Below are 11792 nucleotides of genomic sequence, written 5' to 3'. Positions count from 1 at the left end.
GCTTATGCCGCGTTACACCTTCGCGGGTCGAGTTCACGTACGGCCCGCACACAGCCCCCGGACGTCCAGTCCTCCCGTACGTCTTGCAAGGAGTACCTCCGTGGCGAGCAACACCTCTAAGACCGCGCGCGCGTCCGTCCGGGCCGGCCAGGCTGGCCAGGGTGGCGCCCTCAGCGTGCTGGGCGAGTTCAAGTACCTCATCCCGCTCAACGGCGGCAAGCACGCCTACGTGCGGAACCTGACCAACGGCAAGACCGCGCACCTGCGCACGGACTCCGACGCGTTCGTCGAGGAGATCCGCGTGCTGGCCGCCGCCGGCCACGCCGCCAAGATCCGGGCGGAGATCAACAACCTGGCTGCCACCCACCCGGGTGACGGCTGGGAGGCCACCGAGAAGCGCCTGGTCGCGGCCGGCGTCTTCGAGGGCTGAGCCCTCCCCCACCGCACCAACCGAAACCGCCCGCCGGGACAGTCCGGCGGGCGGTTTCGCGTGTCCGGGGTCGGGTCGGGCCAGCCTGTCGAGCAGGGGGCGGGTCAGCCTGGATCGATCAGGGCGACCTCGCCGGTGGCCAGGTCGTAGAGCCCGCCGACCACTGCCACCCGGCCGGCGGCCACCGGCCCGGCCAGCAGGTCGTCCGCGCGCAGGATGCGCACCGTGCGCCGGACGTGCCGGCGGATCGCCAGCGGCTGCACCGCCGGGTCGTCGATCCCCACCTCGGTCACCGCCGGGGCGATCTCGTCCACCAGGTGCGCCAACGACCCCCCGGGACGCTGTCCGGCGCGCAGCGCCCGCACGGTGGCCTCCACCGCGCCGCACCGCTCGTGGCCGAGGACCATCACCAGCGGTACGCCGAGCTGGCCGACCACGTACTCGATCGAGCCGCAGACCGCGCGATCGAGCACGTGCCCGCCGGTACGGATCACACAGATCGCGCCGAAGGTCTGGTCGAAGATCGCCTCCAGCGGCACCCGGGAGTCGATGCAGCCCAGCACCACGGCGTACGGCTGCTGGTCGCCGGAGGCAGCGGCGGCGGCCGTGACGTCGTGTCCGTGCACCGGCTGGCCGCTGACGAACCGCCGGTTACCAGCGAGCAGATCGGCCAGCGCGGCCCGGGGCGTACCGCCGGCCTGCCGCCCCTGCCCCGACGTCGCGCCCATGGGCGCTCCCGACGACCCCATGCCGTTCAGCTTGGCCCGCCGCCGTCCATCGCGGGTGCGGTCGGGAATGTTCGCCAGGGCGCGATTGGCGTGCTGTGATGGCGGGTAGCCGGTGTTACCGCCGGGTATCCCGGTGCTTGTGGTGCTGGGCGGCCCTGGGGAGGTGGCGATGCCGGAGCGGTTCGAGGTCGCTCTGCCGGACGGCGTACGGCTCAACGTCGAGGCGACGGGTCCGACAGACGCCCAGATCACCGCCATCCTGCTGCACGGCTGGACGCTGGACGGACGCGCCTGGCACCGGCAGGTCGACGCGCTCACCGCGGCGCCGTTCGGGGACGCGGTGCGGGTGGTCGCCTACGACGCGCGCGGGCACGGCCGATCCAGCTGCATGGCGTTGCCCACCGCCACCCTGGCCCAGTTGGGTGACGACCTGGCCGCGGTGATCGACGCGGTGGCGCCGGCCGGCCCGGTGGTGCTGGTCGGGCACTCGATGGGCGGCATGACGATCATGGAGTACGCCCACCGCCACCCCGCGCACTTCGCCGCCCGTGCCGCCGGCCTGGTCTTCGTCTCGACCACCGCCGAGGGGCACACGCACACCGTCTACGGTCTCTCGCCGCGGATCGCCCGGTTGATCCGGCTGGCCGAGACGACCGGCGCCGGCGTACTGGCCCGGTGTGGTTCGTGGCGGGCGCCCCGGGCACTGCTGAACGCGCTGCGACCGAGCATCCGGTGGATGCTCTTCGGCGACCGCTGCGAGCCGGCCGACATCCGCCTGGTGACGTCGGCGGTGGCTCGTGCCTCGCTGCGCTCGATCGGCGGGTTCCGCGCCTCGATCGGCACCCAGCACCGACTGGACACCCTCGCCGCGCTGGCCCACCTGCCGGCCGCCGCCCTGGTCGGCGACCGGGACCGGCTGACCCCACCGCCGTGCGCCGAGTCGATCGCGGCGGCCCTGCCGGCCACCGAGCTGACCGTCTGCCCGGGTGCCGGGCACATGTTGATGATGGAACGCCCGGACGAGGTCAACGCCGCGCTCACCGGCGTGGTGCGGCGGGTGCTCGCCGAATCGCCGTCGGCCAGCTGCGACGTGACCCCGGCCGAGACGGGTGCCTGAGCACGTTCGCGCACCTCGGGCGCGGCGGGTCGAGCCCGGGGCCGTACCCTTCTGCGGTTGGCCCGCGCGGTTCCCGCCGCCTGCCGGCGACCTTTGAAGGAGCGTGCGTTGACCGACCAGAACGGCCTTGAGCAGGAGATCGCCGTCGAGCAACGACACCTCGACCGGGTGTACGCCCGACTGGCCGAGCTGCGGCAGTCGGCCGTCCGTGCCGAACGCGACGGCTACCGGATGGCACGGGTGGGCACGCACGGTGCCCTGGTCGAGCGCGACGCGATGGTCTTCCACGCGGCGCAACGGCGGCACACCCTGGACGCCGAGCACGAGGGGCTGGTCTTCGGCCGGTTGGACCTGCGCGACCGTCAGGTGCTGCACGTCGGGCGACTCGGGATCCGCGACGAGGACGCCGTCACACTTGTCGTCGACTGGCGTGCGCCGGCCGCCGCCGCCTTCTACCAGGCGACCCCGGCGCAGCCGCTGGACGTGGTGCGGCGCCGCACCATCCAGTCCCGCGCCGAGCGGGTCACCCGGATCGAGGACGACCTGCTGGACCCGACCGCCGCCCCGGAGGGGATGACGGTGGTCGGTGACGGCGCGTTGCTGGCCACCCTCTCCAAGGCCACTGGTCGGGGCATGCGCGACATCGTGGCGACCATCCAGCGGGAACAGGACGAGGCGATCCGCTCGCCCGGCTCCGGGGTGACGATCGTCGCGGGCGGCCCCGGCACCGGCAAGACCGCTGTCGCTCTGCACCGGGCCGCGTTCCTGCTGTACTCCGACCGCAGTCGCTACGCGGGCGGCGGCATCCTGGTGGTCGGCCCGTCGTCGGTCTTCGTCGAGTACATCGGCTCCGTGCTGCCGTCGCTCGGTGAGGACACCGCGACCCTGCACTCGCTGGGCACCCTCTTTCCGGGCATGACCGCCACCCGCACCGATCCGCCCGAGGTGGCGGCGGTGAAGGGCTCACTGCGGATGCGCCGGGTGCTGGAGCGTGCGGCCCGCGACGCGGTGCCGGGCGGCCCGGGTGAGCTGCGGCTGCTCTACCGGGGCACGCTGCTGCGGTTGGACCGGGCCGCGCTGGACCGGATCCGGGACCGTGCGCTGCACCGCGGCGCACGACGCAACGAGGTGCGCCGGGCCGGTTTCGACGGGGTGTTCGCGGCGCTCTGGGCGCAGGCCCGTGAGCTGAGCAGCGGTCGACTGCCGGAGCAACCGGCCTTCGAGGCGGAGATCGCCGAGCGGTCGGAGTTCCGGGAGTTCCTCAAGGCGTGGTGGCCCCGACTGCACCCCCGGCACGTACTCGGTTGGCTGGCGCAGCCGGACCGGCTGCGCCGGTACGCCGCGGGAATCCTCTCCTCGGCGGAGATCCGGCTGCTCACCGCCGCGTACCGGAACCTGGACTCGGCCGGGCTGACCATCGCCGACGTGGCGTTGCTGGACGAGTTGGACGCGCTGCTCGGTAAGCCCGCGCAGCCGGCCAAGGCGCGACGCGATCCGTTCCAGCTCGCCGGTGGTGTCCGCGAGCTGAGCACCCTCGGCGAACGGCAGCGGGCCGCCCGCGCGGCGGCCCGGGAGCGGCCGGAGGACTACCGGGACTACGCGCACGTGGTGGTGGACGAGGCGCAGGACGTCTCGCCGATGCAGTGGCGGATGGTCGGTCGCCGTGGCCGGCTGGCCTCCTGGACGGTGGTGGGCGACCCTGCGCAGACCGCGTGGACCGGCGACCCGGAGGAGCTGACCCGAGCCCGGGACCAGGCGCTGGGCCGGCGTAAGCGACACGAGTTCACGCTGACCACGAACTACCGCAACTCGTCGGAGATCTTCGCGGTGGCGGCGGCGGAGATCCGCCGGCTCTACCCCGACCTGCCGCTGCCGACCGCCGTCCGCTCCACCGGGGTCGAACCGGTCGAGCTGGTGGTGCCGGCCGCCGGGTTGGAGACCGCGACCGTCGAGGCCGCCGCCGGCCTGCTGGCCGAGGTGGAGGGCACGGTCGGGGTGATCACGCCGGTCCCCCGCCGTGACGAGGTCGCCGGTTGGCTCGGCGCGCTCGGCGCGCCCAGGTTGCAGGTGGTGACCAGCCTGGAGGCCAAGGGCATGGAGTACGACGCGGTGGTGCTGGTCGCCCCGAGCGAGATCCGGGCGGATCCGGGCGCCGGGGTACGCACCCTGTACGTGGCGCTCTCCCGGGCCACCCAGCGGCTCACCACCATCGACCCGACCGGCTGACCTGCGCGGACCGCCGCCAGCGCGAGGCATCACCCGTACACTTGCACACATAGCGATGTGAGCATACATTTGACCGGGTCCCGGCCGGCGGCGGAAGGTGAATCTCGTGGGCGCAGGTCATGACCACCACCATGGGTCCGTCGCCAATGCCGCACACCAGCACCGGGGTCGACTCTGGGCGGCGTTCGGGCTGCTCGCCACCCTGATGGTGGTCGAGGCGGTGACCGCCCTGCACACCGGCTCACTCGCCCTGCTCTCCGACGCCGGGCACATGTTCACCGACGTGCTCGGCATCGGGATGGCGCTCGCCGCGATCACGGCGACCCGGCGGGCCACCAACGACCCGCAGCGCACCTTCGGGCTCTACCGGCTCGAGGTGCTCGCCGCGCTGGCCAACGCCGTCCTGCTCTCCGGCGTGGCGATCTACGTGGTGATCGAGGCGATCCGTCGGTTCGGCGACCCGCACCAGGTCATCGCCGGCCCGATGCTCGCGGTGGCCGTGCTCGGTCTGCTCGCGAACATCGCCGCCTTCGCCCTGCTGCGCGCCGGGGCCCGGGAGAGCATCAACCTCCAGGGCGCCTACCTGGAGGTGCTCGGTGACCTGCTCGGCTCGGTCGGCGTCATCGGGGCGGCGCTGCTCATCACCGTCACCGACTGGTGGTGGGCGGACCCCCTGGTCGCGGTCGCCATCGGCGTGTTCATCCTGCCGCGCACCTGGCGGCTGGCCCGCGCCGCTATCCGCATCCTGGTGCAGGCCGCCCCGGAGCACCTCCAGGTCACCGCCGTGCACGATCGGCTGGCCGCGGTGCCCGGCGTCGTCGAGGTGCACGACCTGCACGTCTGGACGCTCACCTCGGGCATGGAGGTGGCCTCCGCACACCTGACCATGGCGCCCGGGGCGGAGGTCGGCGCGGTGCTCACCGCGGCGCGTACGGCCCTGCACGACGACTTCCGCATCGAACACGCGACGTTGCAGATCGAGCCGGGCGCCGCCTCCGGCGCGTGTGGCTCCATCGAGTGGTGACGACCTTTTCGGAGCATTGCTCACTTTTAAGGTAATTTTCCGTGGTGACGCACGCACCGTCCGTCACATTGGCTGCAGCGGCCCCACCGGCACCGGTAGGCTCGGTCCCGGCCTCCACCAGGCGGCGCCTCCCGGCGCCGGTGGCGGTCGCCGCCTAATCGCCCAACCGGGCGAACCGGGGAACCATGTTCCTGGGGTGCATCCGCGTCAGCGGTAGGGATCTTCCGTCCCGAACCCGTCAGCTAACCCGGTCGGCGGCTGACGGAAGGACATGCGCAGTGGCACCAGCACGACCACCCGCCGCCCGACTGGCGGCCCTGATCGTCGCGATGTTCGCCCTCGGCGTCGCGCTTCCGGCCGGCACCGCCTCGGCCGCTCCCCCGACCGGCCTGCGGGCCGCCGCACCCGACTCCGACGAGGAGGGCGGCACCCCGGCGTTGCGCGCCCAACTCGAGGCGGCCAGCAAGGGCTACCTGGACGCCAAGCGAGCCCTGGACACCTCGGTACAACGGCAGAAGCAGCTCACCACCCAGCTGAAGACCATCGAGGTCGAGATCGACCAGCGCAACGGCAAGGTCGGCGAGATCGCCGAGGTGGCGTACCGGACCGGACGACTCGGCGCGATGTCGGCGCTGCTCAACAGCAGCACCCCGGAAGGCTTCATGGACCGGGCAGCCGCCCTGGACGCGGTGGCCGCCAACGAGGACCGGGTGCTGCGCGACCTGCTGAAGAGCAAGGACCAGGCCACCCGCACCCGGGTCGCACTGGACGGCGAGATCATTGAACAGCGCAAGCAGGTCGCGGTGATGGCCAAGCGCAAGGAACAGGCCGAACGGGCCCTGACCGTGGCCACCACACCCAAGACACAGAGCACCGCCGACACCGGCTCCAACCGGGGCACCTCCACCGCCAACGCGACGGCCGCGCCGCGCAACTCCGACGGCTCCTGGCCTTCCGAGTCGTGCAGCGTGAACGACCCCACGCCGGCCAGCGGCTGCATCACCCCCCGTACCCTGCACGCGCTCAACCAGGCCAAGGCGGCGGGCTTCACCCGGTACGTCTCGTGCCACCGCCCCAGCGGCTCCGGTGAGCACCCGAAGGGCCGGGCCTGCGACTTCGCCGCACAGAAGGGCGGCTTCGGCGGAGCCGCGACCGGCGGCGACAAGACCTACGGCAACAACCTGGCCGCGTACTTCATCCGCAACGCGGACCGGCTCGCCGTGCTCTACGTGATCTGGTACAAGCAGATCTGGCTGCCCAGCAGCGGATGGAAGTCGTACAGCGGGGCGCACGGGACCCCGTCCACCGACCACACCAACCACGTACACCTGTCGGTCTACTGACCCACGCGTGGAGATGCCTGTGAGTCATCGTGATGACTCACAGGCATCACCCGCGTCCGGGGCCGGCTACGTCGCCGGGCGTACCCCTGATGTCGTCGCTCGGCGGACGACCCGGCCGGGGCCGGCGGGCAGCATCGCGGTATGCCTCGGATCCGACCCACCACCCGCAAGGCGCTGCTCACCCTGCACCTCGTCACCTCGCTCGGCTGGCTCGGCACCGACCTGGTGCTGCTCACCCTCGGCATCGCCGTGCAGCGGGGCGCCGACCCGGCGGTGGTCTACCCGGTCACGGCCCTGATCGGCACGGTGCTGTTCGCGCCGCTGAGCGTCCTGGTCTGGCTGATCGGAGTGGCCAGTTCGCTGCTCACCCCGTGGGGCCTGCTGCGGCACCGCTGGGTGCTGGTCAAGCTCGTGCTCACCACCGTGATGGTCGGGCTGGTGCTGTTCCTGCTCACCCCGAACCTGCGCCACGCCGGAGCGGTCGGCGCCGCCCTGCCCGCCCGGGATCGCGCCGACCTGGTCATCGCGCCGGCCGTGTCGACCAGCCTGATGATCATCGCGACGGTGCTCTCCACCTACAAGCCGTGGGGCCGCCGACGCACCGCCGCAGCCACCGTCGCCGGCCGCGGCCGCGCCACCGCACGGCCCTAACGACCCCCGCCCACCCATGACGCTCGTGGCCGGCGCCCACCCATGATCGCGCGTGGCCGGCGCCCACCCATGATCGCGCTCGAACCAGGATGTAGTGGCCTCGATGCGACAGGAGGCCACTACATCCTGGATTGAGCACGATCATGAAGCGGGGTGGCGGGCCGGGGCGGGGGCGCAGGGCGGGGCGGAGGGTCAGGCCGAGGGCGGTGGGGGTTCGCCGGTGCGGTCGAGGGCTGCGCCCAGCCGGGTGGCGAGGGCGAGGTGGGCGGCTCGGGCCTGGCGGAACGCGTACCGGAACAGCGGCGTCGGCGCCGTCAGGGTGATCTCCACGTCGATGCGGACCAGGCCGTCGGGCTCGGCGCGCAGTCGGGTGTGGTTGCGCACCGTGGTCGCCGGCCACTGGCGGGCCACCATGACGATCTCGTCGGTCTCGCTGATCAGCACGTCCGCGTGGTACGTGGTCCGGAAGCGCAGCGGGCCGGCCACCAACCGGTCGTTGATCGTGTAGCTGGCCCGGGCCCCGGGCCGGGGCGGCACCCGGCGGACCTGGACGATCAGCGGATGCAGCTCGCCCTGCCGGGTCAGGTCGCTGAGCAGCGCCGCGGCCTCGGCTGGTGAACTCCGGGCCTGGACGGTGTAGCTGAAGGTATCGCTGCTGAGCACACCGTCTCCCGCCGCCGTTGGTCGCCCGATCGTCCCGTACCGATGTCCGGCTGGCAACGCCCGATCGCACCCGACGCCGCGCCGGGCCGGGCCGATGCGGCGAGCCGCCACCATCTGCCCCATTAAGCTCAGTTAGTGCGAAATCTTCCGAAGATGCCGGAGCGCGGCCACCTGTACGGGGACAACCGATGAGCGGGCACGTGATGGTCTTCGCGCCCACTCCACAGCTGACGGTGACCGTTGACCAGCCCAACGATCACCCCGAGCTGCACCTGCACCCCGGCGGGCAGGGCGTCTGGCAGTCCCGGATGGTGATCTCCCTCGGTGTCGACGTGGTGCTCTGCACCGCCCTCGGTGGTGAGATCGGCCAGGTGCTGGAGCCGCTGCTGGTCAGCGAGGGCGTGGACCTCAAGGTGGTGGTCCGCGACTCCGGCAGCGGCGGGTACGTGCACGATCGCCGGGACGGCTCCCGGCAGGAGATCGTCGACGTACCCGGGCAGCCACTGAGCCGGCATGAGATCGACGAGTTGTACAACCTCGCCCTCGGTGAGGGCCTGCGGGCCTCGGTGAGCATCCTCAGTGGACCCAACGAGCCCTGGCTCGTACCGGCCGACCTGTACCGACGCTTCGCCGCCGACCTCGGCGCGAACGGCGGCCGGGTGGTGGTCGACCTCTCCGGCGATCACCTCGGTTCGGTGCTGGAGAGCGGGGTGTTCTTCCTCAAGGTGAGTCACGAGGAGTTGATCCGCGACGGCCGCGCCCGCAGCGACGACACCGTGGAACTGACCCAGGCCATGTACGAGTTGCACGCGGGCGGCGCCGAGACCGTCGTGGTGAGTCGCGCCGACCAGCCGGCGTTGGCGCTCATCGACGGGGAGTTGTTCCAGGTCGAGATGCCCCGACTGGAGGCCGCCGACCCGCGCGGCGCGGGCGACTCGATGACCGCCGGAGTGGCGGCCGTCGTGGCCCGGGGCGGGGACATCCGCACCGCCATCCGCACCGGCGCCGCCGCCGGCGCGCTGAACGTGACCCGGCACGGCCTGGGCACCGGACGACTGGACTCGATCACCGGCCTGGTGGACCGGGTCCGACTGGTGCCGGCGGACAGCCGGCAACAGGAGCGGACCACCCCGGACGAGTTGGCCGACCGGGTGGCCGAGCGATGACACTGCGAGTGTTGATCACCAACGACGACGGGATCGCGGCGCCGGGCATCCAGGCGCTGGCCTGGGCGGCCCGACAGCGGGGCCTGGACGTGGTGGTCGCCGCGCCGATGGAGGAGGCGAGCGGCACCAGCGCCGCGATGAGCGCCATGGAACGCGACGGGCGGGTCGTCGTGAACGACCACCCGCTGCCGGATCTGGCCGGTGTGCCGGCGTACGGGGTCGCCGGGTCCCCCGGCTTCATCACGCTGATCGCCCTGCACGGGGCGTTCGGTCCACCGCCGTCGGTGGTGCTCTCCGGGGTCAACCGGGGTGCCAACGCCGGCCGGGCGGTGCTGCACTCCGGGACCGTGGGCGCCGCGTTCACCGCCGCCACGAACGGGTGCCGGGCGATGGCGGTCTCCCTCGACGTGCTCTCGGCCGGCGAGGCGACGGCCGCGAGCGGTGGCGCCGCGGTGGACGCCGCCGCCCGCGTACGCGACGCCGAGCGGCACTGGAGCACCGCCGCGCGGGTCGCCCTGGACCTGCTCCCCCGGTTGACCTCCGCGCCGTCGGAGAGCGTGCTCAACGTGAACGCCCCGGACCTGCCGCACGGGCAGCTTCGCGGGGTGCGGCGAGGCAGCCTGGCCAGCTTCGGCCAGGTGCAGATGACGGTGGCCGAATCCGGCCACGGCTTCGTCCGTACCTCGCTGGAGGAACCGGGGCAGGCCGCACAGCCCGGCACGGACGTGGCGTTGCTGGCCGCCGGGTACGCGTCGGTGACGGCCGTCCGAGCGGTCACCGAGGCGACCGACATCGACCTGACCGGCCTGGACGAGCAGCCCTGACGGGCGCTCAGGCGCCGGGCAGCACCTCGGGGGTGGCGGCGCCGGCGAAGTAGGGCTCCGGGGCGCCGAAGAGGCCGAGCAGGCCCGTCACCCAGAGCTGCCGGTGCACGAACCGGCTCGGCTCGGTGACGACCAGCTTGACGTCGCTGACCTCGGCCGTCTGGAAGCCGGCCACCATGGCGCTGATGCCGACCGAGTCGATGAAGGTGACCAGCCTCATGTTGAGTTCGATGCGCAGCGGCCGGCCCTTGGCCAGCACCTCCGCGATCGCTTCGCGCACCTCGTACGCGGTGTCGACGTCGATTTCGCCCCGTGGGGCGATCTCCACGACACCACCGGACAGAACCGACTTCACGATCGACAGGCTCACGCGAGCACCTCCACCCGCCCGTCCCCCGGGCGCCTCATCAGTACGCGGGCCGCGACCGAGAGTATTCCTCCGATGGCCTCGGTCGCCACCCCTCGGGATGAGCAATTCGCGGATCCGGGCCCAAAAAGCTGCCCATATCCGCACTTTTCAGTATTTGATTACTCAAGAGTTTTTGTTATCTGAACATCGACGATCAGTCGGGACCGACGCGCCGCCGAACCAGGGTAGCGGTCCGGACGCGGCACGCCCGACAACCGGCCCCCGACGTACGCCAGCCCCGTGCGCCGTCGGCGTGTCGCACCCGGTCGGCGGGTGTGATCCGCGCCGCCGGTTGCCCACGCGCCCTAGCATCGGCCGGGACACCCGCCGTGACGGAGAGGATCTTCGATGATCAAGCGACTTGCCGGGTTGGCCGGCGTCGGCGTTCTGCTCGCCCTCGTCCTGGCCTGCGGTTTCGGTGGCGGAGACGACGATGACGACGATGACGACGACTTCGCCCGCGGCGTCACCGTGTCAGCCGTGCGCTGAGTCGGTGGCGCGCCGGGTTGCCGGCGCGCCGAGCTGGCGGTGCTCCGCGGCGGTCGGGGTTTGCGCCCGGCTGACGCGGGGCACTGCGGGGTGGACGACACCGTGACGCGCTGGAAAGACGCCGAAGTCCGAAGTGGCCGGCGGCTTCGGCACCCGAGGAGGTAACCACGATGTTCGGAACCAACCTGCTGGACCGCCGCAGCAAGCCGGAGCGGATCGCTGAGCAGGCCTGGGAGCACCTGCTCTCGGCGGTCAGCTCCGCCGGAGACAGTGTGCTGGACACCGCCCGCTCGGCCCGTCGCAACAGCAGTGACCTCGCCGACGGGGCGGGTGACCTGGTGGGATCCGCCGCCGAGGAGGCGCGACGCCGCGCCTCGCTGGCCTTCGACGCGCTCGCCGGCCGCCAGCCGGCACTGCCCTGGACGCTGCTGATCGGCGCCGCGCTCGCCGGCGCGGCGGTCGGTTGGGCGGTCGGTTCCGCCGCGCGGGCCGCGGGCAGCCGCGACGACCGTGCCGTTGACGACGTGGAGTTCGTCGACGTCGACCGCCCCAACTCCCCCGCCGTCTGAACGACAGCGCCACGACGGGCTCCACTCGACCTGGGTCGGGTGGAGCCCGTCGTGGTGCTGGGGTGGAACCGGTCCGCCGGGTGCCGGACCCCTCAGGCGGCCCGGCGGACCGGTGTCTGGTGGTGATCCGGGGTCCCGACCCGGATCACCCGC

General features: G+C 72.5%; 13 protein-coding genes and 1 riboswitch. Of the genes, 10 read left to right on the top strand and 3 right to left on the bottom strand.

Annotation, left to right across the window (positions count from 1 at the left end; translation table 11 throughout):
• Positions 1-100 precede the first annotated feature (100 nt).
• Positions 101-430 (top strand): hypothetical protein, encoded by a 330-nt coding sequence (locus tag KBX26_RS11830; protein WP_030330285.1) that lies wholly within the window; start codon positions 101-103, stop codon positions 428-430.
• 104 nt (positions 431-534) lie between these two features.
• On the opposite strand, the gene KBX26_RS11825 is transcribed toward KBX26_RS11830, so the two are convergent.
• Positions 535-1158: a carbonic anhydrase gene (locus KBX26_RS11825; RefSeq protein WP_210863459.1), complete on the bottom strand. Its 624-nt coding sequence runs from the start codon at positions 1156-1158 to the stop codon at positions 535-537.
• A 169-nt stretch (positions 1159-1327) separates the two neighbouring features.
• Between KBX26_RS11825 and KBX26_RS11820 the strand changes: the two genes are divergently transcribed.
• The 5 genes from KBX26_RS11820 (at position 1328) to KBX26_RS11800 (ending at position 7519) form a co-directional block, all read left to right on the top strand.
• The gene (locus tag KBX26_RS11820) at positions 1328-2275 is read left to right on the top strand and encodes an alpha/beta fold hydrolase (protein WP_210865430.1); all 948 of its coding nucleotides are present in this window, start codon (positions 1328-1330) and stop codon (positions 2273-2275) included.
• A gap of 108 nt (positions 2276-2383) precedes the next feature.
• Positions 2384-4501, top strand: a complete 2118-nt coding sequence (locus KBX26_RS11815) for an AAA family ATPase (RefSeq protein WP_030330291.1) — start codon at positions 2384-2386, stop codon at positions 4499-4501.
• Between the two features lie 106 nt (positions 4502-4607).
• Positions 4608-5525 carry a cation diffusion facilitator family transporter gene (locus KBX26_RS11810; RefSeq protein WP_030330292.1) on the top strand — a complete coding sequence of 306 codons (918 nt, stop codon included), beginning with the start codon at positions 4608-4610 and terminating at the stop codon, positions 5523-5525.
• Between the two features lie 141 nt (positions 5526-5666).
• A riboswitch (cyclic di-AMP (ydaO/yuaA leader) is annotated at positions 5667-5798 on the top strand.
• Positions 5799-5803: 5 nt separating this feature from the next.
• Entirely contained in the window at positions 5804-6868 is a 1065-nt protein-coding gene (locus tag KBX26_RS11805; protein WP_030330294.1) for a hypothetical protein, read from the top strand.
• A gap of 141 nt (positions 6869-7009) precedes the next feature.
• Positions 7010-7519 (top strand): hypothetical protein, encoded by a 510-nt coding sequence (locus KBX26_RS11800; RefSeq protein ID WP_036411067.1) that lies wholly within the window; start codon positions 7010-7012, stop codon positions 7517-7519.
• Positions 7520-7711: 192 nt separating this feature from the next.
• Here KBX26_RS11800 and KBX26_RS11795 read toward each other — a convergent pair whose 3' ends face one another.
• A complete protein-coding gene (locus KBX26_RS11795; protein ID WP_030330297.1) occupies positions 7712-8182 on the bottom strand; it encodes an SRPBCC family protein in 471 nt (156 codons plus the stop codon).
• A 188-nt stretch (positions 8183-8370) separates the two neighbouring features.
• On the opposite strand from KBX26_RS11795, the gene KBX26_RS11790 reads away from it, so the two are divergent.
• On the top strand, positions 8371-9348 hold the full coding sequence (locus KBX26_RS11790) for a 1-phosphofructokinase family hexose kinase (protein WP_209444515.1): 978 nt from the start codon (positions 8371-8373) through the stop codon (positions 9346-9348).
• Positions 9345-10172, top strand: a complete 828-nt coding sequence (surE, locus tag KBX26_RS11785; RefSeq protein ID WP_030330301.1) for a 5'/3'-nucleotidase SurE — start codon at positions 9345-9347, stop codon at positions 10170-10172. Before KBX26_RS11790 ends, surE begins: the two co-directional genes overlap by 4 nt.
• 7 nt (positions 10173-10179) lie before the next feature.
• Here surE and KBX26_RS11780 read toward each other — a convergent pair whose 3' ends face one another.
• Positions 10180-10542, bottom strand: coding sequence for an STAS domain-containing protein (locus tag KBX26_RS11780; protein ID WP_030330302.1), 363 nt, complete (start codon positions 10540-10542; stop codon positions 10180-10182).
• A gap of 387 nt (positions 10543-10929) precedes the next feature.
• Here KBX26_RS11780 and KBX26_RS11775 point away from each other — a divergent pair, with 387 nt between their 5' ends.
• Complete coding sequence (locus KBX26_RS11775; protein WP_156057395.1) at positions 10930-11070, top strand: hypothetical protein; 141 nt, start codon at positions 10930-10932, stop codon at positions 11068-11070.
• 170 nt (positions 11071-11240) lie between these two features.
• On the top strand, positions 11241-11639 hold the full coding sequence (locus KBX26_RS11770) for a hypothetical protein (RefSeq protein ID WP_030330304.1): 399 nt from the start codon (positions 11241-11243) through the stop codon (positions 11637-11639).
• Positions 11640-11792: the final 153 nt, after the last annotated feature.

This window comes from Micromonospora sp. C97 (genome assembly GCF_018070385.1).
Classification (GTDB): Bacteria; Actinomycetota; Actinomycetes; order Mycobacteriales; family Micromonosporaceae; genus Micromonospora; species Micromonospora parva.
This window is presented reverse-complemented; position numbering and strand designations above follow the sequence as displayed.

Excerpts from the sequence above, each read along its gene's own strand:
- KBX26_RS11825 (WP_210863459.1), bottom strand. The coding sequence starts at position 1,158 with ATGGGCGCGACGTCGGGGCAGGGGCGGCAGGCCGGCGGTACGCCCCGG.
- KBX26_RS11820 (WP_210865430.1), top strand. The coding sequence starts at position 1,328 with ATGCCGGAGCGGTTCGAGGTCGCTCTGCCGGACGGCGTACGGCTCAAC.
- KBX26_RS11800 (WP_036411067.1), top strand. The coding sequence starts at position 7,010 with ATGCCTCGGATCCGACCCACCACCCGCAAGGCGCTGCTCACCCTGCAC.
- KBX26_RS11790 (WP_209444515.1), top strand. The coding sequence starts at position 8,371 with ATGAGCGGGCACGTGATGGTCTTCGCGCCCACTCCACAGCTGACGGTG.
- surE (WP_030330301.1), top strand. The coding sequence starts at position 9,345 with ATGACACTGCGAGTGTTGATCACCAACGACGACGGGATCGCGGCGCCG.
- KBX26_RS11775 (WP_156057395.1), top strand. The coding sequence starts at position 10,930 with ATGATCAAGCGACTTGCCGGGTTGGCCGGCGTCGGCGTTCTGCTCGCC.
- KBX26_RS11770 (WP_030330304.1), top strand. The coding sequence starts at position 11,241 with ATGTTCGGAACCAACCTGCTGGACCGCCGCAGCAAGCCGGAGCGGATC.